Below are 25,875 nucleotides of genomic sequence, written 5' to 3'. Positions count from 1 at the left end.
GTTCGGCGCGGGAAGGTCGGTGACGGGACCGGTCGGCGCCGCACCGGGCGCCGTCGGGCGCGGCCCTAGCGGATCGAATCCATCAGGGTCTGCAGGAGCTGGTCGACGATCGCGATGATCTTGGCCGAGGCGGTGTAGGAGCGCTCGAGCTGGAGCGTGAGGGCGGTCTCGTCGTCGCCGTTGACCCCGACGGCGTTGGAGAGGGCGTCGCCCGCCCGGCCGAGCAGGGTCGACTGGTAGTCGGCCTGGCCCGTGGCGTCCTTGCGCTGCGCCTCGAGCCAGCCCGCGGCCCCGGCGGAGAAGTCGGCGAGGGTGGCGTGGGCGGAGATCGCCGTGCCGGTGCCGACGTCGCGCGGGGCGGCGAGCCCCTGGCTCAGGGCGAGCAGGCGGCCCGCGTAGCCGGCATCGCCACCCGCCGGGTTCACCCGGGTGTCGTCGTTGTAGATGCCGCCGTCGCGCAGCCGGGCCACGTCCCCGCCGCGCTGCGGGTCGACCCGCGCGGCGACCCGGATCTGCAGGGCGAGCCCCGTCACCGCGGCGCCCTGGGAGGGCACGGCGCGGCCGTCGTCGCCGGTGAACAGGCCGGCGCGGATCCCGGTGGCGGGCGCCGGCTCCTGGGCACCCGCGATCGCATCGGTCTCCGCGAAGACGTCGATCAGACCGCCCGCGATGGCGTCGAGCTGCCGGCCGTACTCGGCGGCATCCCCGTCGCGCAGGCCCGCGAGGCCGGCGATGCGCCCCGACGCCAGGGGCATCGGCGAGTTGGCGCCGGTGACGGCCACCCCGTCGATCATCACGGCGTTGCCGGCCGCGCCGGAGGCGAGGTTCGTGCTCGGCGCGAAGCTGACCTGACGGGCGCTGCGCTCGAACAGGGGCACGCCGCTGTCGGTGTAGATCGCCATGTCGCCGCCCGCGCGGGCGAGCGTGGTGATCCCGATCTCCTGGGAGAGCTGGCCGAGGATCCGGTCGCGGTCGTCCTCGGCGTCGCTGACGTCGGCGCCGGCCGCGGTCCCGCGCATGACCGCGCGGTTGGCCGTGTCGAAGGCGGTGAGGAGGTCGTTGATCGTGCCGACGGACTTGGCGATCCCCGCATCGGCCTCCGCGCGCACGCCCTGCACGGCCTGGGCCGCCGTGTTCAGGCTGTCGGCGAGGTCGTTGGCGCCGTCGATCGCCGCCCGGGCGAGATCCATGTTGTCGGGCTGGTTGGCGGCCGCCTGCAGCGCGGCGCCGAGGGCGCCCAGCCGGGCGGCGGGCGAGGCCGCGTCGGCGGTGTCGCCCACCGTCAGCGACAGGGTCTTCAACCCGTCGAGCCGGGCCTCGGCGGCGCTCGCGTCCGAACTCGCGCCGAGCTTGCGCGCGAGCAGCGCCGCGTCGCTCGCCCGGGTGATCACCACGCGCGCGCCGCCGTCGGCCGTCACCAGCGTGGCGATCTTGCGCGAATAGCTCGCATCGCTCGCCCCCGCCGTGTTGCGGGCGGAGGCGGCGATCTGGCTCGACGTGGCCAGGAGCGAGGAGCGCGCCGTGTTCAGCGCAAGTTGAAGGCCCATCTTTCGGCTCCGGGCGAGCGGTCAGGCGTGCTGAGGCTCAGCGCTTCAGGTTCATCAAGGTGTCGAGCAGCTCGTTGCCGGTCATGAACACCTTGGAATTGGCGTTGTAGACCGATTGCGACTCGATCATCGAGGTGAGCTCGGTGCTCACATCGACGTTCGACTGCTCGAGCGCGCCCGACTTGATCGCGCCGAGCCCGCCGAGGCCGGCGAAGCCGATCTGCATGTCGCCCGAATCCACGCTCGGCTTGTAGACGTTGCCGGCACGCGGCTCGAGGTTGTCCGGGCTCGCGACGTTGGCGAGCGCCACCTTGTAGGCGGCGGTGCGGGTGCCGTCGGCGTAGGTGGCGTAGACGGTGCCGTCGGTGCCGAATTCCGCGCCCGTCACCGGCGCGGCGGCGGAACCGTCGTTGGTCTTGCCGGTCAGCGAGTAGTCGGCGGCGAGCTGGGTCATGCCGCTCAGGTTGAGCGCGACCTGCTGGCCGCTGGCGAGCGTCACGGACGTCGTCAGCGGGGACGAGATCCTGCCGTTGCCGTCGAAGGTCAGCGTCTCGGTCTTGGGGGCTGCCGCGCCCTCGCTGAACGTCATCGTCCAGGTCCCGGCAGTGTCCTTCTTCATGGCGATGCCGATGGTCTTCTGCTGACCGAGGCTGTCGAACACCACGAGCGAGGTGTTCTTCGCGGTCTGGTCGGCGGCGAGCGGCAGGTTGCCGGCGATCGTCGCGCTCGTGGTCGCCTGGGCCTGGGCGCCGAACTGCTGGAGATCCACCGGCACCATGTTGGTGACGCTGTTGAGCGAGGGATCGGCGCCGATCTTGTAGCCGAGCAGGGTGAAGCCGCCCGCGTTGACGATGTTGCCGCTCGCCCCGTCCATGACGAAGTTGCCGGCCCGCGTCAGGTAGGGCGCCTTGTTGGCGTCCTGCACCACGAAGAAGCCGTTGCCCTGGATCGCGAGGTCGGTCTTCGAGGTGGTGAAGGCGACGGAGCCCTGCTGGCTCACCGAGCGCCGCACCGTGCTCTCGACCGCGCCCGAGTTGTAGTTGCCGATATCGGCCGATTCGAGGATCAGCGAGGAGAACTCGACCGCCGTGCTCTTGTAGCCCGTGGTGGACGCGTTCTGGATGTTCTCCGCCACCGTCGAGATCCGGTTCGACTGGGCATTCATGCCGGAAACGCTGGTCCGGAGCGTACCGATGAGACTCATGCGGACACCTTCAGGTCTTTCTGGATTCGTGAGACGCGGTTTCGGGACGCATAAGGGGTGAAGAGGCTTGTGCGGGGCTTGGACGGATCGTGCTCATCCCCGCAGCGCCTGGGCGAGCTCGAGGAAGGCGTCCTGACTCGGGGCCCCGCCGGGCTCCTGGCGCAGGGCCTCGTAGATGCGCGGCACCAGGGCGATCGCCTGGTCGAGCTCCGCGTCGGTGCCCGCGCGGTAGCCTCCCATCAGGCGCAGGTCGCGCGTCTCCTCGAAGCGGGCCATCATCGCCTTGAGGCGGCGCACGAGGTCGCGCTGCTCGGGCGTCCAGACCTCGGAGGCGAGGCGCGAGATCGAGCCGAGCAGGTCGATCGCCGGGTAGCGGCCCTGCTCGGCGATGGCGCGGTCGAGCACGATGTGGCCGTCCAGGGTGCCGCGGATCGAGTCGGCCACCGGGTCGTTGTGGTCGTCGCCGTCGACGAGGACCGAGAACACGCCCGTGATGCTGCCCTGGCCCTCGAGACCCGGGCCGGCCCGCTCGAGCAGCCGCGGCAGGTCCGAGAACACGCTCGGCGGGTAGCCGCGGGCCACCGCCGGCTCCCCCGCCGCGAGGGCGACGTCGCGGGCGGCATGGGCGTAGCGCGTCACCGAATCGACGATGAGCAGCACCGACTCGCCGCGGTCGCGGAAGGTCTCGGCCACCGCAAGCGCCACCTTGGGGGCTTGGCGGCGCATCATCGGGCTCTCGTCGCCGGTCGAGACCACGATCACGGAGCGGTCCCGCGCCTGGGCGATCGGGCCCTCGAGGAATTCCCGCACCTCGCGTCCGCGCTCGCCCACCAGCGCCACCACGACGCTGTCGAAGCCCGCGGCATCCGCCAGCATGGCGAGCAGCGTCGACTTGCCGACGCCCGAGCCCGCGAAGATGCCGATGCGCTGGCCGGCGCAGAGCGGCGTGAACAGGTCCATCGCCCGCACCCCGGTGCCGAGGGGCCGGCGCACCCGGGCCCGCGAGAAGGCGGCCGGCGGGTCGGCGTCGAGGGGGGCCGTGCGGGGGCCCGGACGCAGCGGTCCGGCGCCGTCGATCGGGCGCCCGAGGGCGTCGATGACGCGGCCCTTCCAGCTCGCATCCGGCCGCAGGTCGGCGGCGCCGAGCCGGAACACCGGCGTGCCGATCCCGGCCGCGATCCGGCTCTCGAAGGTCTTGAGCGTGGCGCCCTCGGCGTCGATCCGCACGATCTCGCCGATCTGCTCCCGCCCGTTCGCCGTGAAGCCCACGCGGTCGCCCAGGCGCACGTAGGGCGCGATCCCGCCGATGCGGCAGGCGCTGGCCGAGACCTCGCTCACCCGCCCGCCGACCCGCACCAGGGCATCCCCCTGGAGGGCCGCGTCCAGCGCCCGGCCCAGCCGCTCGATCGCGTCCGCCATCGCCTCAGCCCTGCGGCCCGAGCGTCTTGATGGCGTCCTGCAGCGAGCTCTCCGATTGCTGGGTCTGGTTGGCCGCGCTCTCGAAGGCGCGCTGGATCGAGATGAGCTTCGTCATCTCCAGGATCGGGTTGACGTTGGAGCCCTCGATATGGCCCTGGACCACGCCGATCCCGGTGAAGTCCTGGACCGGGCGCCCCGGCAGGCTGGCCTTGAAGGCGTTGCTGCCCGCGCGGGTGATCTGCGCCTTCGGGTCGAGGGTGAAGACGCCGAGCGCGCCGACCTGGTTCGTGCCCTGGTAGACGCTGCCGTCGCGCCCGATGGTGGGCGGTCCGGCCTGCGGGTCGAGGAGCAGGGGCGCGCCGCCCGGATCGAGGATCGGCTGCCCGGTGAGCGTGGTGAGGCGGCCGGTGGCGTCCATCGTCAGGCGGCCGTCGCGGGTATAGACCGGCCCGGCCGGGCTCCCGACGCTGAGCCACGCATCGCCCTGGAGCGCGACGTCGAGGGGGGAATCGGTCCGGGTGATCGGCCCCGACGCCTTCGAGATGAAGCTCTCGCCCGCGCTCGCGAAGGCGACGGTGCCGCGGCTCGCCTGGGCGAGCAGCGCCGAGAACTTCATCTCCTCGCCGCGATAGCCCGCGGTCGCCATGTTGGCGACGTTCTGCGCCACGGTGTCGATGCGCTTCTCGAGGGCGATCTGGCTGGAGAGGGCGACGTAGAGACTGTTCTGCACGGGCTCAGCTCCCGAACCGGACGGTCTGCAGGCTCTGCAGCAGATCGACCCCGATCCCGTCGGACGCGCCCGCATCGGTGAACAGCGCCAGGATCGGCGAGGCGGCGGTGTTGTTCTGCGCGTCCCAGATCGCCGCGAAGCGCTTGGCCAGCACCTGCACGGCGGCCGGATCCTTCAGGCTGGCGATGTCGATCTTGGCCGTGATCGCGTTGACGCGGTTCGTCAGGGCGTCGCTGCTGGTGGCGCCTGTGGTGGCGGGCAGCCCCAGCAGGGTGTTGGCGACCTGGGTCAGGGCGGTGTCGGCCAGGAAGTCGTAGGCGCTCGTGATGGTGGACGCCTTCCGGGCGAAGTAGAGGGCGAGGCGCACCCCGGTATCCTCCGCGCCCGCATCCTCCTCCAGGGACTGGTCGAGATAGGCGTCGGTGGCGGCCCGGGTCTGCGCGTCGAGGCCGGTCTCTGCGCCGAAGCCGATGTCGATCGCGGTCTCGCCGCTCAGGGGCAGCGTTACGTTCTGCACCAGCAGGGTGCGGGCGGCGCCCACACCCGCGTAGAGGGTGTCGGCGTCGGCGCCGCTGCCGCCCGGCGCGCCGTCGGCCCCGAGATTGGTGTAGGCGGTCGTGGAGAGGACGAGCCGGTTCTGCCCGTCGAGGCTCGCCGCGACCTTGCCGGCGAGGCCCGACTCCCCTGTCCGGGCGATCTGGTCGTTGATCGCCGCCACCAGCTCGGCGCCCGTGACGCTGGCGAGGTTGCGCACCGCGCCGCGCAAGGTCGCGGCGTCGAGCACGATCCTGCCCGTCCGGGTGGTGGTGGCGTCCACCTGCGTGTCGATCGAGAGGCTCACCGCGTTGGTACCGCTGAAGTCGAGCGGCTTGTCGAGGGCGAGCGTGCCCGTCACCGCGGCCGCCGTGGCCGTCGTGGTAGTGCCGTCGTCGGCCGTGACGGCGTTCGCGCCGGTGGCGGAGGTGCCGTAGACCTTGGTGAAATCGTAGGCCCTGGCGAAGGCGACGTAGCGGTCGTCGGCGAGGCGGTTGGCGAAGCTCGTGGAATCCGTCGTGCCCTCGCTCACGACCTTGCGCATGAAGGCCTTGGCGTAGGTCATGTCCTCGAGGCCGTAGGCCTTCATGGCGTAGCTGTAGAGGCGCTGGTCGGCGAGCAGGTCGTCGATCGAGTGCACCTTGCCGATATTGGCCTTGTAGTACGCCGTCTCGCGCGCGACCGTGGTCTCGGCGGCCTTGCGCTTGAGGGCCGTCGGCATGTCGCGGGCGATGAGCATGTAGCTCGTGAGGGTGCTGTTCACGGCCGCGTCTCCGGAGCGCGCGCCGCCGACGGGGGCGCCGGGTGCGGAACGATCGCGCAGGGCTCTAGGGGGCCACGCTTGCACCAGGCTTGCCCGCGGAGCGGGCGGCGGCGGGCGCTCATTGCGGCGCGGGCCCGAAGATGGTCTGCGTGGTGATCACCACCCAGCCCGCGCCGGTGTTGCGGATGGCCAGGACCCGGCCCGCGCCCGGCACCACGTCGCCCGTCGAGACGGCGACGCGCCCGCCCTCGCCCTCGAGCAGCGCGACGCTGCCGCTGACGCCGCGCAGGACGTAGTCGCCGGGGCCGGCCGGCTCGGCGCGCTCGGCGGCGCGGGCCGGGCGCTCGGGCAGCGCGCCCGTGGTGGTGGGATCGAGATCGGGCGCCGCGGCGCGCGTCGGCGTCACGCCGCGCTTCCAGGCGAAGGGGCCGGCCTGCGGCGGCAGAACCGCCCGGACGTCGTAGGTGTCGCTGCGGTGGGCGATCGCGTAGCCCGCGAAGCCGCTGGCCGTCGCGGCGACGAGGACAGCGACGGCCGCTGCCGCCCGCTCGACGCTGGCCTCCCGGGCGCGCCGCAGGGCGATGAGGCCCGCGAGCGGGCGTGGCGGCAGCCGGTCCGGCCGCGTCGCCGCGGCCCGCGAAGCCGCCGGCGCGGATCCGGCCCGGATCGCGCCTGTCTTGGGCATGCCGGCCTTGGGCATGCCAGCCTTGGGCGCGCCAGCCTTGGGCGCGCCGGTCTCGATCGACCGCGCGGGGAACGACCCTGGCTCGGTCGAACCCGGTGCGACCGGTTTTGACGGGGCCGGGGTGGTGGTCATGGGATCAGGCGGGCTCCGAAATGCGTCAACCAGAAGTCGCCGGTTATGCTTGAGGCTTCGTTAACGACGCCCGCCCTAGGGTCGGGCCCCGGCGGGTTTCGAGCCCGTGGGGACGGCCGGGCGCCGCCCGGGAGGAAGGCGCGGGGCCGGCATGGACCAACGGAGCGACGACGTGCGGGACGGTCCGGAGCGCCCGGGATCCGAAGCCGCTCCCGGAGCCGCGGTGTCCGACCGTCCGAAGCGCCACCGCGTGGTGCAGCAGGGACGGATCGTGATCGGCGGCCAGCTCGTCGCCTGCGTGATCCGCGACCTGTCGCGCAGCGGCGCCAAGATCCGGGTCTCGCCCGACATCGCCCTGCCCGAGCGCTTCGACCTCGTGATCGCGGCCCACGACCTGCGCACCGTGGCGGTGCACCTGCGCTGGCGCCGGGGCGAGTTCGTGGGCGTCACCTTCGGGTGAGATCGCGGCCGATGGAAGCGCGCGGCGGTCGAATGCGCCGGGGCCGCAGCTTTGCGTGCGGCGCCGCGAATCGTCCCGCACCGCGATTCCCCGGCAGGCCAGACTTAATCGCTTGATAAGGCGATGCCGTCAGAGTGCAGGCATCGGCGCCCCCATCGCGAGACGGGCCGGCGCCGCGGTGAGCGCAGCGGATGGGCGGAGACGCCCAGAGACATGATGTCGGCCCGCTGCCCCGGTGAAAGTCCGGATGTCCAACGCGCAGTCCGGCCCCGCCGCCAGGGGCCTGCGGTCCCGCACGGCCGCGCTGCCCCGGTGCGAGCCCGGATACGGACCTCCCCCCGCACTCTCGATCCCGGAAAGCCCGACCCGTGACCAGCCTGCTGACCAACAACGCCGCCATGACGGCGCTGACGACGCTGAAAAGCATCAACAGCCAACTCGACATGACCAGCAACCGCGTCTCCACCGGCCAGCGCGTCTCGGCCGCCTCGGACAACGCCGCCTACTGGTCCATCGCCACCACCGTGCGCACCGACAACGCCTCGCTCTCGGCGGTCAAGGACTCGCTCGGCCTCGGCTCCTCGGCGGTCGACACCACCTATAACGGCCTGACCTCGATCCTGTCCGACCTGCAGAACCTGCGCGCCAAGCTGCAGACCGCGCTGCAGCCCGGCGTCGACCGCTCCAAGGTGCAGACCGAGGTCGCCGCCATCCAGGCCAAGATGCAGGCGACGGCCGACTCGTCGGTGTCCTCGGGCCAGAACTGGCTGTCGGTGAACTCGGCCGCGTCCAACACCGCCTACAAGTCCACCCAGAACGTGATCGCGGGCTTCTCGCGCGATGCGGCGGGCACGATCACCTTCTCGAAGGTCGGCATCGATGTCGGCGGGATCAAGCTGTACGACGCCAACAGCACCAACGTGACCACCGACGCCACCAACGCCCTCGTCACCGGCACGACCTCGCTGACGGGCACGAGCGGCTTCCGGGCGGGCACGGCCAACAGCGGCACGGCGGATTTCTCGGGCACCAACGAGGTGGCGATCCAGGTGACGGTGGGCGCCTCGACGGACACGATCCGGCTGAACAAGGCCTCGCTGGCCTCGGCGGCGGCCAACCTCTCGAAGGTGACGACGGACGAGTTCCTGTCGGCGATCAACAACCAGATCTCGGCCTCGACCGCGCTGAAGACGAAGGTCACCGCCGGCCTCGACAGCCAGGGCCGGCTCACCTTCAACACCACCGCCAGCGGCTCGACCCAGACCGTCACGGTCCAGAACGCCGTCGCGTCGGTGAACGCGGGCGTCAGCAACACCCTGATCGACGTCGGCTTCGGCGTCAGCGCCGCGCCGAGCGTGGTCGCGGGCACCAACTACTCGAACCTCGACCTGTCCTCGGGCTCGAAGGTCATCACCGTCGATGACGGCTCGGGCGCCAAGACCGTGACCCTCAACGCCGCGTCCTACACGGCGCTCGGCGGCGCCGCGACCTCGACGGCCAACACCTCGGTGAACGGCGCCGACATCGCCGCGATGATCAACGCGTCGCTGGCCTCCCAGGGCAGCAAGGCCACGGTCTCCTTCGCGGCGAGCAAGCTGACCGTCACGAGCTCCGTCGCGGGCAGCGCGTCCAAGGTCACGCTCGCGGGCACCGACGTCACCAGCTTCGGCTTCACCAGCGGCCAGACGGCGTCCGGCACGGGCACCAACGGCATCACCGGCTACGGCACGGATGCCGGCACGGCGACCGCGCAGGGCATCCTCGACACGGTCGGCACCACCGGCTTCTCGGTCAAGACCATCAACATCGCGGCCGTCACCGACGACACCGTGCTGGGCAACATCATCACCCAGGTCGACAAGGCCATCGCCAAGGTGACGGATGCCGGCACCAAGCTCGGCGCCAACAAGACCCAGATCGACGGTCAGAAGACCTTCGTGGACACGCTGATGAAGGCCAACGACCGCACCATCGGCATCCTGGTCGATGCCGACGTCGAGGAGGAGTCGACCAAACTGAAGGCGCTGCAGACCCAGCAGCAGCTGGCCGTGCAGGCGCTCTCGATCGCCAACTCCTCCAGCCAGAACGTCCTCTCGCTCTTCCGCTAGGACGCCTGAGCCACCCCGCGCCGGGCACGCCCGGCACGGGCCCCGGGCCGGTATCGGCGTCCCGGACGCGCAAGATCTCATCGCGAGACTCAAGCAAGGCCGCATCCCACGGGTGCGGCCTTGTTGCTGTTCTGGGCGGATGAGCGGCCGGATTGCATAGCTTAAGGAAGAGTTACTGTTAACGGATCGATTTTTCCGGGTGCCGGTTGTTTAGCTTAATCGGCCGCTAACTCGGATTGCGGAGAGTCCAATCCACGGCGCTTCCTCCGATCGGTCTCTGTGGAGCGGCGCCGCGGTGAGTGCAGCGGATGGGCGGAGACGCCCAGAGACATGATGTCGGCCCGCTGCCCCGGTGAAAGTCCGGATGTCCAACGCGCAGTCCGGCCCCGCCGCCAGGGGCCTGCGGTCCCGCATGGCCGCGCTGCCCCGGTGCGAGCCCGGATACGGACCTCCCCCCGCACTCTCGATCCCGGAAAGCCCGACCCGTGACCAGCCTGCTGACCAACAACGCCGCCATGACGGCGCTGACGACGCTGAAAAGCATCAACAGCCAGCTCGACATGACCAGCAACCGCGTCTCCACCGGCCAGCGCGTCTCGGCCGCCTCGGACAACGCCGCCTACTGGTCCATCGCCACCACCGTGCGCACCGACAACACCTCGCTCTCGGCGGTCAAGGACTCGCTCGGCCTCGGCTCCTCCTCGGTCGACACCGCCTATAACGGCCTGACCTCGATCCTGTCCGACATGCAGAACCTGCGCGCCAAGCTGCAGACCGCGCTGCAGCCCGGCGTCGACCGCTCCAAGGTGCAGACCGAGGTCGCCGCCATCCAGAGCAAGATGCAGGCGACGGCCGACTCGTCGGTGTCCTCGGGCCAGAACTGGCTGTCGGTGAACTCGGCCGCGTCCAACACCGCCTACAAGGCGATCCAGAACGTGATCGCGGGCTTCTCGCGCGACGCGGCGGGCACGATCACCTTCTCGAAGGTCGGCATCGATGTCGGCGGGATCAAGCTGTACGACCTCAACAGCACCAACGTGACCACCGACGCCACCAACGCCCTCATCGTCGGCACGACCTCGCTGACGGGCACGAGCGGCTTCCGGGCGGGCACGGCCAACAGCGGCACGGCGGATTTCTCGGGCACCAACGAGGTGGCGATCCAGGTGACGGTGGGCGCCTCGACGGACACGATCCGGCTGAACAAGGCCTCGCTGGCCTCGGCGGCGGCCAACCTGTCGAAGGTGACGGCGGACGAGTTCCTGTCGGCGATCAACAACCAGATCTCGGCCTCGACCGCGCTGAAGACGAAGGTCGCGGCCGGCCTCGACAGCCAGGGCCGCCTCACCTTCAGCACCACCGCCGTCGGGTCGGCCGCCAACCTCTCGGTCCAGGTGGCGCAGCCCACGGGCAGCCCGATCGATATCGGCTTCGGCGTGAATGCCGGGACGCCCCCGGCGGCACCCAGCCTCGTCGCGGGCACCAACTACGCCAACCTCGACCTGTCCTCGGGCTCGAAGGTGATCACCGTCGACGACGGCTCGGGCCCCAAGACCGTGACCCTCAACGCCACGACCTATTCGAACCTCGGCGGCAGCGCGACGTCGGGCACCAACACCTCCGTGAACGGCGCCGACATCGCCGCGATGATCAACTCGGCGCTGGCCTCCCAGGGCAGCACCGCCACGGTCTCCTTCGCGGCGAGCAAGCTGACCTTCACGAACTCCCTCACGGGGACCGGCGCCAGCGTGACCGTGGCGGGCGCCAACGTCGTGAGCTTCGGCTTCACCAGCGGCCAGACCGCCGCGGGCAGCGCGGGCGGCGTCGGCGCGACGGTCTATACCGGCAACGGCACCAATGCCGGCACGGCGACCGCGCAGGGCATCCTCGACACGGTCGGCACCACCGGCTTCTCGGTCAAGACCATCAACATCGCGGCCGTCACCGACGACACCGTGCTGGGCAACATCATCACCCAGGTCGACAAGGCCATCGCCAAGATCACCGACGCGGGCACCAAGCTCGGCGCCAACAAGACCCAGATCGACGGCCAGAAGACCTTCGTGGACACGCTGATGAAGGCCAACGACCGCACCATCGGCATCCTGGTGGATGCCGACGTGGAAGAGGAGTCGACAAAGCTGAAGGCGTTGCAGACCCAGCAGCAGCTGGCCGTGCAGGCGCTTTCGATCGCCAACTCCTCCAGCCAGAACGTCCTCTCGCTCTTCCGCTAGGACGCCTGAGCCACCCCGCGCCGGGGAGGTCCGGGGCCCAAACAGAGAGGCCGCGCCGGTCCCCGGCGCGGCCTGAATTTGGGCGTGTCGGCGTTCGGCGGATCGGCGAACGAACGCCCCGCCCCGCAGCCGGTCCGGCCGGGCCCCTCAGCCCACGAAGGTGTAGCCCGCCATGCGCTTGGCCTCGATCGGATCGTAGCCGATGCGGGCGCGAAGCTTCTTGCGCAGCTTCGAGATGTGGCCCTCGACCACGCTCTCCTCGCAGGCGGTCTCGAGGTCGCCGTAGACCGCGTTGAAGATCTGGCCCTTGGTCACCTGCCGGCCGCGGTTCTTGGCGAGGTATTCGAGGATGTGGCGCTCGCGCCGGGGTAGGAGCAGGCTCTGGCCGTCGATCTCGGGATCGCGCCCGTCCATGTGGACGACGAGGCGGCCGTCGCGGTCGGGAGAGGCCGGCTTCGCGACGCCGCGGCTGACCCGGCGGCGGATCGCGGTGGCCCGCGCCAGGATCTCGCGGACATGGACCGGCTTGCGCACCACGTCGTCGATGCCGGCGGTGAAGAGGGCGAGGGTCTGCTCCAGGGAGCGGGTCTCGTTCAGGGCGATGATCGGGGCCTGGGACAGGCTGCGGATCGCCGCGGTGCAGCGCGGACGATCGTCGCAATCGCCGAGCACGAAGCCTTCGATCCGCGAGAGATCCTCGATCGGGGCGACGCTGAGCCAATCCTGGAAGTGCCGGGCGAAGAGGCCCTGGGCGGGGACGCCCTCCTGGGTGAACCCGGCCACGTACTGGGCCGTGACACTCTCCCGCTCGTCGACGACGATGTACATCTTTCTCTTTCCCAGGCACGCGACCCCGTTCGCTCCGCGTAACGCCGCGTGCGGTGAGGCCGGGTTGGTGTGCTGATCTGAATCGGGTAGCGACGGCCAGCGCGAATATCGAGATTGCTGGTTTCGATTACTGTCGGGCCGGTCGATGTGTGAACGTTTTGTTAAGCTCAGACATGCAAGGCAATGGTTAACGGCCTGTTAACGCTGCCTTGAGCCAGCACCGGTACGGCCGCACTGTGGCCGCGCTGCAACGCTCGGTGCGATGGGAGTTCCGGTCTGCGGCGCGGACGCAGGCTCCGCCCGCCGGTCGAAGGCGGTCGTGCGGCTGGTCGATGCGAGGCGCGGTCGGGTGGACGGCGCGGGCGATCGGACGGGACGCTTAGCGGATCGACCGCCCGGGTCGGCGTCGATCGGGCCGCGTCGGGGCGCGCCGCAGGCCGTGCCGGATCGGGCGCGGCGGGGTCCCGCTCCCCAGTCAGCCGACGGGACGGGTCGTTCTCACGGGAGCGGCCGAGGCGGCGGTCGCAGCCTCGGCGGGATGTTCGGAGGATCGGAGCGCTGCCCGCGGATGGCGGGCGCGCGCGGTTCGGCGCGGATCAGCGCCCGTAGATGTCCTCGACGCGGATGATGTCGTCCTCGCCCGTGTAGGAGCCGACCTGCACCTCGATGAGCTCGAGCGGGATCTTGCCCGGGTTGGCGAGGCGGTGCATCGAGCCGATCGGCAGGTAGATCGCCTCGTTCTCGTGGACCAGCACCACGCGCTCGTCGATCGTCACCTCGGCGGTGCCGCGCACCACCACCCAGTGCTCGGCCCGGTGGAAGTGCTTCTGCAGCGAGAGCCGGCCGCCCGGCGTCACCTGGATGCGCTTGACCTGGAAGCGCTCGCCGATGTCGATCCGCTGATACCAGCCCCACGGGCGGTACATCCGCAGATGCGCATCCGCCTCGGGATGGGATTGCGCGCGCAGGCGCCCGACGAGTTCCTTCACCTGGCCCGAGCGGGCCTTGGAGGCGACGAGCACCGCGTCGGGCGTGCTCACCACTACGACGTCCTCCAGCCCGACCACCGTGGTCAGCCCCTCGCCCTCGCTGTGCACGAGGCTGTTTCGGGTCCCGATCAGCTCGACCCGGCCGCGCAGCGCGTTGCCCTGCGTGTCGTGCTCGAGCACCTGCCAGACCGCGTCCCAGGTTCCGACGTCGGACCACGGGAAGGAGACCGGCAGCACGCCCGCCCGCTCGGTCCGCTCCATCACGGCGTAGTCGACCGAGATCTTGGGCACCAGGGCGAAGGTGGCCGCGTCGAGGCGGGTGAAGTCGAGGTCGGTCACGGCCGCCGCGAGGGCGGCGCGGGCGCCGGCGAGCACCTCGGGCGCGTGGGTCTCGAACTCCTCGATCATCACGTCGGCGCGGAACAGGAAGTAGCCCGAGTTCCAGAGCGCGCCGTCGGCGATCAGGCTCTCGGCCCCCTGCGCGTCCGGCTTCTCGACGAACCGGTCGACGGCGTAGGCGCCCGGCGCCTCCGCCAGGGGGGCCCCGCGGCGGATGTAGCCGTAATCGGTGGCCGCGCGCGTCGGCTCGATGCCGAGCGTCATGGTGTAGCCCGCGCGGGCTCCGACGGCGGCTGCGGCCACCGCGGCCCGGAAGGCCGGCGCGTCGCCGATGACGTGGTCGGCGGCCATGATCAGCACCACCGCCTGCGGCTCGGTCCGGGCGGCGTGGAGCGCCGCCACGGCCACCGCCGCGGCCGAGTCCCGCCCCTGCGGCTCGAGCAGGATGTCGGCACCTAGGCCGACCTGGGCGAGCTGCTCGGCGACGATGAAGCGCGAATCCGCGTTGGCGATCACGGTGGGCCTGCCGAAGATCTCCGGGGCGGCGACGCGCAGCGCCGTGGCCTGGAAGGTCGACAGCTCCGGATCGACGAGGCGGGCGAACTGCTTGGGCATGCTCTCCCGCGAGGCGGGCCAGAGCCGTGTTCCCGAGCCGCCGCACAGGATCACGGGGCGGATGCCGGCGTGGCGCTCAGGGCTCATCTCGATCACTGCGATACTCCATTTCCGAACACGTCGGTCACTCCCGGCGTGCGGGGAGCCATCGACCCGGTGCCGCCTGCCCCGACCGGCCGCTGGGTGCGCCGCCGGTCCGTGGAAGTCCACTTGCAAAGTCGATACCGTGCAACCCTGACGCGCGCGACCCTTCGAGGGGGCCGACCCCCGGCATCGGGTTTGTCCCCGGTACGGGGCGGGATATTGCACGTTTTCAATACGCGGTCACCGGGACAGAGTGCGGTATCTGACTTCGCGGCACGCCCTAGCCGAGACGACTTCGAGTAAGCTTCGCACCGGCTCCGCCGTTCCCGCCTACGAGAACGACCCGAACGCCTCGAAGGCGTCGGTTGCCGCGGGCTCCTCGGCCTGCGCGTCCGGCTGCGTCGCGTCCGGTCCGCCGACGGGCGGCGTTTCGGCAGCCGGATCCGCCGGGGCTCCGGATTGCGCCGCGGCCGGCCCGGGGGTGGCGGCGACGTCCGAGAGCGGCGCGGCGGAGCGATCGTGCGGAACGTCCAGGGTCATCCGAACTCCTCGGGTGGCATGCCCTCGAAAGGCACAGCTTGTGATAAGGGCTGGCCCGGGCGTCGCAACCCCGCTCCGGACATGGCTGCCGGTGCTTCGGGGGCTTGCAGGCGCTGCGGCGCGAGGATCCCCAGGGCGGCGGGATGGGCATATGACGGCGTCATCGGAATGGCGGGCGGCACGGAATGCGCGGGCGCTGGCACGCCTGGAACGGAGCCTGCCGGCGGTCTTTCCCGCTCCGGTCCTGCGCCACGCGCTCGCGCGTCCCCTAATCCCGCCGACGCCCCGCCTCGCGGTCGAGAGCTACTGGCGGAGCCACGTCCTGCGCGCCGACCGCCTGGCGCGGGCGCTCGCCGCGCGCTCGGGACAACCGGAGGGATGGCGGTGGCGCCTGTCCGCGGAGACCGGAGACGGGCTGCCCGGCAGCTTCCGGCTTCCGCCCGCTCCGTACCGCGAGAGCGCCCACCGGACGGGCAAGGGCACCTGCTGCATCTGCGGCCAGCCGGTCTACCGCTTCGGCTGGCATGCGGATCTCTGGGGCAGCCCGAACCGGACGGCCCGCTGGCACGCGGCCTGCGTGACGGCATGGACCTTCTGGGCGGCGCCGAGCGAATCCGCGAAGGTGCTCCGGGTGCGCCAACTCCGCCGCTGCGCCGTCTCGGGCAAGCGCCTGCTCCGCAGCGCCGAGGTCGATCATCGCGTGCCCCTGTACGAGGTCTGGCGGTCGCATCGCGAGACGGCGTGGCCGACCCTGCTCGGGTTCTGGGGGCTGCCGAATCTCCAGCTCGTGAACCGCGCCGGCCACGCCGCGAAATGCGCCGCCGAGGCGGCCGAGCGCGCCCGCCTGCGGCGCGTCGGCGCGTCCCCGGAAGCGGACATCGGGCCGGAGCCCGGGTGGGCGGACGGGGCCGAACCGGTCGCCGCGATCGACGGGTCGGCCTGACGCCGGCCGCCGCGACCGCGCTCCACGAGCCCCTCGCGCCGTGCGAGCGCGCGAGCGGAGGCATCACAAGTTTGTGAGATGACCGGCTCCTACCAAACCCGCCGCGCCGGGCAAATCGACCGCGTGCGACGACCAATCTGTTGAGCGGACACGGTTTTCATCGATCCGTGTCCGCTTGATCCCGCCCGGAATAGTCATGTCCGCCGGCCGGATCTGGTATAGACGGGTCATTCAGTTTCCGGCGCCGATGAACGAGCGTGGTTCTGCCCGATACGCCGTGGCCGCCGGTCCGTTCGACCGATCGCCTCGGGTTCGGGATTCCGGGGCCGGGGCCAGCGGGTGCCGGTACGGCAGCGGAGGAGAGGAGCTTCGTGAATCGTCCCGCCGAAGTCTCGCGTGACGGCAACACCCCATCTCGTATCGAGGCGATGCTGCACCGGATCGCCGACGCGATCGGCTGCCCGGTCGAAAGTTTCTTTCCCGCCTCGGCGGATCCGGGCACCGCGGAGATGCTCCGCCTGTGGGCGACCCTCGAGGGCGCGGAGGCGCGCCGCCGCGTGCTCGACGTCCTCAGAGAGGCGGTTCGCTCCGAACAGGCCAGGGGCTAGAGCGCGTCCGGCGCCGGGGCTGCCGCTTCGCTGAGCGATGGCCCGTCCCGGACGGCTGGCTTCGCCCTGGCCGATCGCGGGCAGCCCGCGGACATCCCATCCCCGGCCGCGTCCCGATCCCGCCCAGGCAGTCCCGACGACGGGCTCTCGACATCCGCCCCCTGGAGGATTCCGGCGCAGGCCCCTCCGGGGCCTCGGCCGGCCGCGACCGGAGGCCCGCGTCCCCGATCGGCGGCGCGGCTTCGGACCGGCGGGGCGGATGCCGGCCGGGGCCGCCATCCTGAGGCTCGGGCGGGATGCTTCGGCGCGGTCTCAATCGATCGGGACGACGTCGCTGGCCCGCCGCGGCCGGCCCTCCGGCAGGCTCGACGTCGCGGTGGGCTGCGCCTGCGATGCCGTCGCCGGGCGGAGGGCGCCTCGCGGCTGGAGGTTGGCGACGTCGGAGCCGGGCTCCTGCGCCCAGTGGCGCCGATCCGCCTCGGACTCGCGCAACGCCGCATAGGGATCGACCAGGTCCGATCGGCCCCGGTTGGCCCGCGCCGACGGCACCCGGCCCGGCGCGGGCCGGAGCCGCGTCTGTCGCCCGGGCTCGGCGGCGGTGCCGGGATCCGGCCCCGTCGCCTGGGGCAGGCTGCCCGTCCGCATCGGGGCCTGGATCAGGGTGCTGCAGCCGGCACTCGGCAGGAGCAGCAGCGCGGCGATCGCGAGGCGATGGTTCGGCATGCGAGCCTCCGTGTCATTCAAGGCACCCCGTCGCCGGTGGCGGCGTGGCGGACCGTGCCGCACCCGGACGGGCGGGAGCTGGGCCGGGCGGACCATGGATCGGGTGCGGCGGGGCCGCAAGGCGGAGGCCGCGTGGACAGGCCGCCCCGCGGCCGCGCCGCTCCCGGCGGGAAACATTGGGTCCCCTGGGGCATTGCCCCGCCTATGGGAGCCGGCGCGTCGCCTGCGGACCGGCCGACGCGTTCGCCGGGCGGGTTCGGCGCGTCGGTCCGTCCGGTTCTCGGTGCAGAATTGGGCGCGGGCGAGGCCCGAGGAGGGTATGATGGTGTTCCGGTCCGAAGATCCGCCGCCGCCCGGCGACCTCTCCGTTCGCGCGCCGCCGGCGTCCGACAAGCCGACATCCGCCATGCTCAAGGCTGACATCGACAGCGGGCGAACCGGCGACAAGGTCGCGCATTACGACCCCGGCATGGCGCAGCTCGGCACCTGCGACGAGGTCGCGGGCACGCCGCCCTCCCCCGAGCGGATCGCTCTGGCGCGCGAGACCGAGGCGGCGACCCGCAAGGCACAGCGCTTCGCCGATCCGCATGGGCGCCGGAGCTGGGTCCTGCCGGCTTTCGCGGGGTTCATCGCGCTCGCGATCGCGGTGATCGCGCTCGCCCTCTGGCTCGCCTGACGGCCGTCCGGGCGTCTCCGCGCGGGCTCGGGCGGTGCGGGCCCGCCCCGTCCGTCGCCTGCGGCGGCCGGTCCGGGACTACCGGGCCGACCGGGTTCCGCTCTCAGCGCGGCAGGATGCTCGCGCCCGTCAGCGCCTCGTCGATCGAGCGGGCGGCCTGACGGCCCTCGCGGATCGCCCAGACGACCAGGGACTGGCCGCGGCGCATGTCGCCCGCGGCCCAGATCTTCTCGTCGGAGGTGCGGTAATCCTCCTCGTTCGCCTCGACATTGCCGCGCTTTGACACGCCGACGCCGGACTGCTCCAGCAGGCCCTTCTGGATCGAGCCCGCGAAGCCGATCGCCATGAAGACGAGATCGGCCGGCAGCACGAACTCGCTGCCCGGGATCGGCTGACGCTTGGCATCGACCCGGGCGCAGACGACGCCGGTGACGTGGCCCTTCCTGTTGCCCTCGACCCGCAGGGTGGCGGCCTGGAACTCGCGCTCGGCGCCCTCGGCCTGGCTCGACGAGGTCCGCATCTTGGTCGGCCAGTACGGCCACACCGTCAGCTTGTCCTCCCGCTCGGGCGGGCGCGGGCGGATGTCGAGCTGCGTCACCGACAGCGCACCCTGGCGGAAGGCGGTGCCGACGCAGTCGGAGGCGGTGTCGCCGCCGCCGATCACCACCACGTTCTTGCCGGCCGCCATGATCGGCAATTCGCCGTTGCCGCGCATCGGCTCGGCGGCGACGCGCCGGTTCGACTGCACGAGGTAGGGCATGGCGTAGTGCACGCCCTCGAGATCCTGGCCCGGCAGCTGCGGGTTGCGCGGATCCTCGGCGCCGCCGCAGAAGATCACGGCGTCGAACTCGGCCTTCAGCTCCTCCACCGGCTTCGTCACGCCGATATTCTGGTTGTAGTGGAAGACGACGCCCTCGGCCTCCATCTGCTTCACGCGCCGGTCGATGTGGCGCTTCTCCATCTTGAAGTCCGGGATGCCGTAGCGGAGCAGGCCGCCGGCCTTCGGCTCGCGCTCGAAGACGTGGACGTCGTGCCCGACCCGGGCGAGCTGCTGGGCCGCCGCCATGCCGGCCGGGCCCGAGCCCACCACAGCCACGCGCTTGCCCGTCCGGGTCGCGGACGGCTCGGGCTTGACCCAGCCCATGTTCCAGGCGCGATCGGCGATCGCCTGCTCGATCGTCTTGATGGCGACCGGCTGGTTCTCGAGGTTCAGCGTGCACGCCTCCTCGCAGGGCGCCGGGCAGACGCGGCCGGTGAATTCGGGGAAGTTGTTGGTGGAGTGGAGGTTGCGCGAGGCCTCCTCCCAGTCGGACTGGAACACGAGGTCGTTCCAGTCGGGGATCTGGTTGTGCACCGGGCAGCCGGTCGGGCCGTGGCAGAACGGGATGCCGCAATCCATGCAGCGCGCCGCCTGCTTGGTGAGGTCATGCTCGTCGAGCGGCAGCGTGAACTCGCGGAAATGCCGGATCCGGTCGGCGGCGAGCTGGTACTTCTGCTCCTGCCGGTCGAATTCGAGGAAGCCTGTGATCTTGCCCATTGATCGGTCCCTAGGCCGGCGAGTCCCGTGACTGCGCTGCCCGCGTCGTAGCGTACCCTGAGAGCGGGAGACCGGGCGGAGACCGCCCGGTCGGATGTCGATTACTCCGCCGCGACCGGCATCCGCGCCATCTCCATCTCGCGCAGGGCCCGGCGGTACTCCACCGGCATCACCTTCACGAACTTGGTGCGGTAGGTCGCCCAATCGTCGAGGATCGCCTTGGCGCGCGGGCTGCCCGTGTACTTGAGATGGTTGGTGATGAGCTGCGAGAGCCGCTCCTCGTCGTGGCCCGACATGTCGGCCAGGATGTCGACGCGGCCCTTGGTCTCGAGGTCGCCGTCCTGGTGGAAGCGGCGCATCAGGTCGTCCTCCTCCTCGACGGGCTCCAGATCGACCATCGAGAGGTTGCAGCGGGCCGAGAACGAGCCGTCCTCGTCGAGCACGTAGGCGAGGCCGCCCGACATGCCGGCCGCGAAGTTGCGCCCGGTCTCGCCGATCGACACGACGACGCCGCCGGTCATGTACTCGCAGCCGTGGTCGCCCATGCCCTCCACCACCGCGATGGCGCCGGAATTGCGCACGGCGAAGCGCTCGCCCGCGGAGCCGCGGATGTAGCACTCGCCCGCGATCGCCCCGTACAGCACCGTGTTGCCGGCCATGATGGTCCGGCCCGCGGGCGAGCGCAGCGCGTCGCTCGGGCGGAGGATCAGTTTGCCGCCCGACAGGCCCTTGCCGATGTAGTCGTTGCCGTGGCCGGTCAGCTCGAGGGTGATGCCCGCCGCCGTCCAGGCGCCGAAGCTCTGGCCGGCGGTGCCGGACAGCTTCACCACGATGGTGTCGTCGGGCAGGCCCTCGTGGCCGTGCGCCTTGGCGACCATCCCTGAGAGCATCGCCCCGGCGGCCCGGTCCGAGTTCCTGATCACGTCCGCGATCACCACCGGCTCGCCGGTCTCGATCGCGCCCCGCGCCCGCTCGATCAGGCGGCGGTCGAGCACCGTGTCGATCGGGTGGTGCTGCGACTCGACGTGCCGGATCGCCACCTCCGGCCCGACGTCGGGACGGTGGAACAGCTTCGAGAAGTCGAGGCCGCGGGCCTTCCAGTGGTCGATCGCCTCGCGCTTGTCGAGGAAGTCGGAGCGGCCGACGAGGTCGTCGAGCTTGGTGAAGCCCATCGCGGCCATCAGCTCGCGCAGCTCCTCGGCCACGTAGAAGAAGTAGTTCACCACGTGCTCGGGCGTGCCCTTGAAGCGCTTGCGCAGCACCGGGTCCTGGGTCGCGACCCCGACCGGGCAGGTGTTGAGGTGGCACTTGCGCATCATGATGCAGCCCGCCGCGATCAGCGGCGCGGTCGAGAAGCCGAACTGGTCGGCCCCGAGCAAGGCCGCGATCAGGACGTCGCGCCCGGTGCGGATGCCGCCATCCGCCTGCAGGGCGATGCGGCCGCGCAGGTGGTTGAGCACCAGCGTCTGCTGCGTCTCGGCCAGCCCCGTCTCCCAGGGGCCGCCGGCGTGCTTCAGGGAGGTGAGCGGCGCCGCCCCCGTGCCGCCGTCGTAGCCCGAGATGGTGATGTGGTCGGCCCGCGCCTTGGCGACGCCCGCCGCCACGGTGCCGACGCCCACCTCGGAGACGAGCTTCACCGAGACGTCGGCCGCCGGGTTGACGTTCTTCAGGTCGAAGATCAGCTGGGCCAGATCCTCGATCGAGTAGATGTCGTGATGGGGCGGCGGCGAGATCAGGCCGACGCCGGGGGTGGCGTAGCGGACCTTGGCGATCTTGGCGTCGACCTTGTGGCCGGGCAGCTGGCCGCCCTCGCCGGGCTTGGCGCCCTGCGCGACCTTGATCTGCATCATGTCGCTGTTGACGAGGTACTCGGTGGTCACGCCGAAGCGGCCCGAGGCCACCTGCTTGATCGCCGAGCGGCGCGAGCGCCCGTCCGGCAGCGGCTTGAAGCGCTCGACCTCCTCGCCGCCCTCGCCCGAGTTCGAGCGCCCGCCGAACGAGTTCAGCGCGATGGCCAGCGTCTCGTGCGCCTCCTTGGAGATCGAGCCGTAGGACATCGCCCCGGTGGCGAAGCGCTTGACGATGTCGGCGGCGGGCTCGACCGCGGCGATGTCGACCGGCTCGCGGCCGAGCTCGGCCGCGCCCTTGATCCGGAACAGCCCGCGCAGGGTCTTGAGCTCGTTCTCCTGCTCGTTCACCAGCCGGGCGTATTCGCGGTAGCGCTCGGGCACGCCCAGGCGCACCGCGTGCTGCAGCGTCGCGACGGTGTCGGGGGTCCAGGTGTGCAGCTCGCCGCGCAGGCGGTAGGCGTACTCGCCGCCGACATCGAGGGCGCTGCGGTAGATCGGGGCGTCGCCGAAGGCATCGCGGTGGCGCCGCACCGTCTCCTCGGCGACCTCGGCCATGCCGATGCCCTCGATCATGGTGGCGGTGCCGAAGAAGTCCTTCTCGACGAAGGCCGAGTTCAGGCCGACCGCGTCGAAGATCTGCGCCCCGCAATAGGACTGGTAGGTCGAGATGCCCATCTTGGACATCACCTTGAGCAGGCCCTTATCGATCGACTTGATGTAGCGGTAGACGATCTCGTCCTCGACGAGGTCCGGCGGGAACTCGCTCTTCATCGCGATCAGCGTCTCGAAGGCGAGATAGGGGTTGATCGCCTCGGCGCCGTAGCCGGCCAGACACGCGAAGTGATGCACCTCGCGCGGCTCGCCCGACTCGACCACGAGCCCGACCGAGGTGCGAAGCCCCTTGCGGATCAGGTAGTTGTGCACCGCCGCGGTCGCCAGCAGGGCGGGGATCGGGATGCGGTCCGGGCCGACGGCGCGGTCGGACAGGATGATGATGTTGTAGCCGCCGCGCACCGCCACCTCGGCCCGGTCGCAGAGCCGGTCGAGGGCGCCCTCCATCGCGCCCGCCCCGCTCTCGGCTGGGAAGGTGATGTCGAGCGTCTTGGTGTCGAAGCGGTCCTCGAAATGGGAGATCGAGCGGATCTTCTCGAGGTCGCCGTTCGTGAGGATCGGCTGGCGCACCTCGAGGCGCTTGCGGCGCGAGGCGCCCTCCATGTCGAGCAGGTTGGGCCGCGGCCCGATGAACGAGACGAGGCTCATCACGGCCTCCTCGCGGATCGGGTCGATCGGCGGGTTCGTGACCTGCGCGAAGTTCTGCTTGAAGTAGCTGTAGAGCGGCTTCGGCTTGTCGGAGAGCGCCGAGAGCGGCGTGTCCGAGCCCATCGAGCCCACCGCCTCCTGGCCGGTGACCGCCATGGGCTGCATCAGCAGCTTGAGGTCTTCCTGGGTGTAGCCGAAGGCCTGCTGCCGATCGAGCAGGCTGACGTCCGAGCGCGTCTCGCGGGCGGTGACGGGCTTCAGCTCCTCCAGCACGATCTGGGTGTTCTTGACCCATTCGGAATAGGGATGCGCGGCGGCGAGCTCGCCCTTGATCTCCTCGTCGGAGACGATGCGGCCCTTCTGGAGGTCGATCAGCAGCATGCGGCCCGGCTGCAGGCGCCAGGATTCGACGATCGTCTCGTCCGGGATCGGCAGCGTGCCCATCTCCGAGGCCAGCACCACGAGGCCGTCCTCGGTGACGATGTAGCGGGCGGGGCGCAGGCCGTTGCGGTCGAGCGTCGCGCCGATCTGGCGCCCGTCGGTGAAGGCCACCGCGGCGGGCCCGTCCCAGGGCTCCATCAGCGAGGCGTGGTACTCGTAGAAGGCGCGCCGCTCCTCGCTCATCAGCGGGTTGCCGGCCCAGGCCTCCGGGATCAGCATCATCATGGCGTGGGCGAGCGGGTAGCCGCCCATCACCAGGAACTCGAGGGCGTTGTCGAAGCAGGCGGTGTCGGACTGGCCCTCGTAGGAGATCGGCCAGATCTTCGAGATGTCGTTGCCGAACAGCTCGGAATCGACGCTCGCCTGGCGGGCGGCCATCCAGTTCACGTTGCCGCGCAGCGTGTTGATCTCGCCGTTATGCGCGACGAAGCGGTAGGGATGCGACAGGCGCCAGGTCGGGAAGGTGTTGGTGGCGAAGCGCTGGTGCACCAGCGCGATCGCCGAGACGAAGCGCTCGTCCTTCAGGTCGAGGAAGTAGTCGCCGAGCTGGGTCACCAGCACCATGCCCTTGTAGACGATGGTGCGGGTCGAGACCGAGACCGGATAGAATTCCATCAGCCGCGGGTCGCCCGCGCCGTAGACCTTGCCGGAGATGACCTTGCGGGCGACGTAGACCCGGCGCTCGAAGGCGTCCTCGTCCGTCACCGTGGCGGGACGGCCGATGAAGACCTGCCGGTGATGCGGCTCGCTCTCCTTCACCGCCTTGCCGAGATCGGAGGGATCGACCGGCACGTCGCGCCAGCCGAGCAGCGGCAGCCCCTCGTCGGCCAGGGCCTTGGCGACGATCTCCTCGATGATGCGGCGCTGCTCCTCGCCCTTCGGCAGGAAGAGCTGGCCGATGGCGTACTGGCCGGCCGGCGGCAGCTCGAAGCCGAGGCGCGAGCATTCCTCGGCGAAGAAGGCATGCGGGATCTGGGTGAGGATGCCGCAGCCGTCGCCCATCTTCGGATCGGCGCCGACCGCCCCGCGATGATCGAGGTTCTTCAGGATGTTGAGGCCCTGCTCGACGATGGCGTGGGTGCGCCGGTCGTGCATGTCGGCGATGAAGCCGACGCCGCAGGCATCCCGCTCCCGGGCCGGGTCGTAGGCCCCCTGCGCCCGCGGCAGGGCCGGATCGCGAACGGTCAGCGGCGCGGAGCCGCCCCGCGGGGCGGGGGCGGACGGCGCGGTGCCCGATGCTGACATGCCCGACTCTCTCATCACGTTCGACCCGAATGCCTGCGTGGTCATGCCCGCATGCGAGCATGTTTCGTGCCCGATCATCAACCGATGTCGGGCCTGTCATATCGTCCCGTCGGGTCAGGCCGGTTCTTCCCCCGGGGGGAAGGCGCCCGCCATCCGCGGGCTCGCCGGCTGGGGATCAGCCGGCGTGGGCCCGGATCGCCCGCGAGGCGATCGGTTTCGGATTCCGTTTCGACGTTGCGGCGTGCACGTGACGAAACCTTCTGCCCAGGATCCGGGCGCCGCCCTCGGCGCCCGCCGTCAAATGGGACAGTGGTACTGTCCTAACGCGGGAAATTGCCAGATTTCAAACGTTCCAGCAAGAGGCCTTGCGATCGCGTCCAGCCGCGACGCGGCCGGCCCTCTCGCGCCTGCCGACCGGCCGGGCCCCGGCCCGGCCGAGGCAAGCCCCGATCCGCGGCGCGCCGCACCGGCGAAGCAAGGACCGCACCGATTCCGCGCCGGCTCGCGCCGCGGCCCGCAATCTCGCCCAAATCGTTCGCTTAGAAGAGCGTGCCGAGCACAAGCGGCATGCGGGCAACGATCCTGCAGGCACGGTCCCGCAGCCGGCGGCAGCCCAGGCGCGGGGCCGTGCCGGCCCGGCGGCCGACCGGCGAGCCAGATCGGATGAGACAGCGATGGACCTGAGCCAGAAGCCCGGCGGGACTCGATCGTACGCCCGGGACCGCCGCGGCAGCGCCGGCCCGCGGCGCCTCCGGATCGCCCTGGCGGCCTCCACCCTCCTGGCGGCCGCGACGTTGTGTGCGCCCGCGCAGGCGCAATATGTCTTCGACGACCCGATCCTCCCCGGGCGCGCCGTCGTCTGGCGCCTCGCCGACCGCGGCTTCACCGAGATCAGCCGGCCCCGCTTCGACGGCCGCGCCTACATCGTGGACGCCTACAGCCCCGCCGGCGCCCGGGTCCGTCTCGTCGTCGATGCCGAGGACGGCGCCATCCTGGCGCGCCGGCGCCTCGACGAGCCGGAGGTCGCGATCGTCCGGCCCGTCCGTCCGGCGCCGGGCTACGGCTGGACCGAGGCGGACGAGCCCCGCCGCCCCCTCCGTCAGGCCGAGCGCCTGCTGCCGCCCGCCGACATCCCGGACGCGGCTCCGCTGCGGGCGGGGCGCTCCCCCTATCCGACCCGCCCGCTGGCGGACGAGCCGGCGCGCGCGGCCGAGCCCCCGCGCCGCGAGGCGCGGATCCCGAGCGCTCCGCGGCTCTCGGCCACAGACCCGGCCCCAGCCCGGTCCGGCGCGAATCCCGAGGCCAATCCCCTCGGCCTCAACCCGGATGCGGCGGCCGGCCGCGCCGCGCCGGCGGCCCGCGCTCCGGCCGCGCCGCGGCG

Annotated in this window: 18 protein-coding genes and 1 pseudogene; 7 read left to right on the top strand and 12 right to left on the bottom strand. The window is 71.4% G+C overall.

What is annotated here, in order from left to right; all coding sequences use genetic code 11:
• Nucleotides 1-65 precede the first annotated feature (65 nt).
• The 6 genes from flgK to ACS5RC_RS15450 all read right to left on the bottom strand — a co-directional run bounded on the left by flgK (nt 66) and on the right by ACS5RC_RS15450 (nt 7,014).
• On the bottom strand, nt 66-1,547 hold the full coding sequence (gene flgK / locus ACS5RC_RS15475; protein WP_478344780.1) for a flagellar hook-associated protein FlgK: 1,482 nt from the start codon (nt 1,545-1,547) through the stop codon (nt 66-68).
• Between the two features lie 37 nt (nt 1,548-1,584).
• Nucleotides 1,585-2,751 (bottom strand): flagellar hook protein FlgE, encoded by a 1,167-nt coding sequence (locus tag ACS5RC_RS15470; RefSeq protein ID WP_478344779.1) that lies wholly within the window; start codon nt 2,749-2,751, stop codon nt 1,585-1,587.
• A gap of 93 nt (nt 2,752-2,844) precedes the next feature.
• Nucleotides 2,845-4,170: a flagellar protein export ATPase FliI gene (fliI, locus tag ACS5RC_RS15465; protein ID WP_478344778.1), complete on the bottom strand. Its 1,326-nt coding sequence runs from the start codon at nt 4,168-4,170 to the stop codon at nt 2,845-2,847.
• A 4-nt stretch (nt 4,171-4,174) separates the two neighbouring features.
• Nucleotides 4,175-4,900 carry a flagellar basal-body rod protein FlgF gene (flgF, locus tag ACS5RC_RS15460; RefSeq protein WP_478344777.1) on the bottom strand — a complete coding sequence of 242 codons (726 nt, stop codon included), beginning with the start codon at nt 4,898-4,900 and terminating at the stop codon, nt 4,175-4,177.
• Between the two features lie 4 nt (nt 4,901-4,904).
• Nucleotides 4,905-6,197, bottom strand: coding sequence for a DUF1217 domain-containing protein (locus tag ACS5RC_RS15455; RefSeq protein ID WP_478344776.1), 1,293 nt, complete (start codon nt 6,195-6,197; stop codon nt 4,905-4,907).
• Nucleotides 6,198-6,315: 118 nt separating this feature from the next.
• The gene (locus ACS5RC_RS15450; RefSeq protein ID WP_478344775.1) at nt 6,316-7,014 is read right to left on the bottom strand and encodes a hypothetical protein; all 699 of its coding nucleotides are present in this window, start codon (nt 7,012-7,014) and stop codon (nt 6,316-6,318) included.
• 223 nt (nt 7,015-7,237) lie between these two features.
• Between ACS5RC_RS15450 and ACS5RC_RS15445 the strand changes: the two genes are divergently transcribed.
• From ACS5RC_RS15445 to ACS5RC_RS15435, 3 genes are all read left to right on the top strand, one after another.
• Nucleotides 7,238-7,474, top strand: coding sequence for a PilZ domain-containing protein (locus tag ACS5RC_RS15445; protein ID WP_478344774.1), 237 nt, complete (start codon nt 7,238-7,240; stop codon nt 7,472-7,474).
• Between the two features lie 368 nt (nt 7,475-7,842).
• Entirely contained in the window at nt 7,843-9,582 is a 1,740-nt protein-coding gene (locus ACS5RC_RS15440) for a flagellin N-terminal helical domain-containing protein (RefSeq protein WP_478344773.1), read from the top strand.
• 485 nt (nt 9,583-10,067) lie between these two features.
• Complete coding sequence (locus ACS5RC_RS15435; protein WP_478344772.1) at nt 10,068-11,816, top strand: flagellin N-terminal helical domain-containing protein; 1,749 nt, start codon at nt 10,068-10,070, stop codon at nt 11,814-11,816.
• A 147-nt stretch (nt 11,817-11,963) separates the two neighbouring features.
• Here the strand turns inward: ACS5RC_RS15435 and ACS5RC_RS15430 are convergent, their stop codons facing one another.
• The 3 genes from ACS5RC_RS15430 to ACS5RC_RS15420 all read right to left on the bottom strand — a co-directional run bounded on the left by ACS5RC_RS15430 (nt 11,964) and on the right by ACS5RC_RS15420 (nt 15,211).
• Complete coding sequence (locus ACS5RC_RS15430; protein WP_478344771.1) at nt 11,964-12,644, bottom strand: response regulator transcription factor; 681 nt, start codon at nt 12,642-12,644, stop codon at nt 11,964-11,966.
• A gap of 596 nt (nt 12,645-13,240) precedes the next feature.
• Nucleotides 13,241-14,674, bottom strand: coding sequence for a mannose-1-phosphate guanylyltransferase/mannose-6-phosphate isomerase (locus tag ACS5RC_RS15425; RefSeq protein WP_478344770.1), 1,434 nt, complete (start codon nt 14,672-14,674; stop codon nt 13,241-13,243).
• A gap of 327 nt (nt 14,675-15,001) precedes the next feature.
• Nucleotides 15,002-15,211, bottom strand: coding sequence for a hypothetical protein (locus ACS5RC_RS15420; protein ID WP_478344769.1), 210 nt, complete (start codon nt 15,209-15,211; stop codon nt 15,002-15,004).
• Nucleotides 15,212-15,362: 151 nt separating this feature from the next.
• Here ACS5RC_RS15420 and ACS5RC_RS15415 point away from each other — a divergent pair, with 151 nt between their 5' ends.
• Nucleotides 15,363-16,154, top strand: coding sequence for a hypothetical protein (locus ACS5RC_RS15415; RefSeq protein WP_478344768.1), 792 nt, complete (start codon nt 15,363-15,365; stop codon nt 16,152-16,154).
• A 257-nt stretch (nt 16,155-16,411) separates the two neighbouring features.
• Nucleotides 16,412-16,762 (top strand): hypothetical protein, encoded by a 351-nt coding sequence (locus ACS5RC_RS15410; protein WP_478344767.1) that lies wholly within the window; start codon nt 16,412-16,414, stop codon nt 16,760-16,762.
• A 312-nt stretch (nt 16,763-17,074) separates the two neighbouring features.
• Here ACS5RC_RS15410 and ACS5RC_RS15405 read toward each other — a convergent pair whose 3' ends face one another.
• Entirely contained in the window at nt 17,075-17,485 is a 411-nt protein-coding gene (locus ACS5RC_RS15405) for a hypothetical protein (RefSeq protein ID WP_478344766.1), read from the bottom strand.
• 406 nt (nt 17,486-17,891) lie between these two features.
• On the opposite strand from ACS5RC_RS15405, the gene ACS5RC_RS15400 reads away from it, so the two are divergent.
• Nucleotides 17,892-18,161 (top strand): hypothetical protein, encoded by a 270-nt coding sequence (locus ACS5RC_RS15400; RefSeq protein WP_478344765.1) that lies wholly within the window; start codon nt 17,892-17,894, stop codon nt 18,159-18,161.
• A gap of 103 nt (nt 18,162-18,264) precedes the next feature.
• Here ACS5RC_RS15400 and ACS5RC_RS15395 read toward each other — a convergent pair whose 3' ends face one another.
• Nucleotides 18,265-19,698 carry a glutamate synthase subunit beta gene (locus ACS5RC_RS15395; protein ID WP_478344764.1) on the bottom strand — a complete coding sequence of 478 codons (1,434 nt, stop codon included), beginning with the start codon at nt 19,696-19,698 and terminating at the stop codon, nt 18,265-18,267.
• A 101-nt stretch (nt 19,699-19,799) separates the two neighbouring features.
• Nucleotides 19,800-24,494 carry a glutamate synthase large subunit gene (gltB, locus tag ACS5RC_RS15390; protein WP_478344763.1) on the bottom strand — a complete coding sequence of 1,565 codons (4,695 nt, stop codon included), beginning with the start codon at nt 24,492-24,494 and terminating at the stop codon, nt 19,800-19,802.
• 674 nt (nt 24,495-25,168) lie between these two features.
• Here gltB and ACS5RC_RS15385 point away from each other — a divergent pair.
• Nucleotides 25,169-25,875, top strand: a pseudogene (locus tag ACS5RC_RS15385) (hypothetical protein); the annotation flags it as partial.

Source organism: Methylobacterium sp. HJ2, from assembly GCF_056431005.1.
The sequence above is the reverse complement of the archived record's forward strand: the minus strand, read 5'-3'. Positions and strand labels throughout refer to the sequence as shown.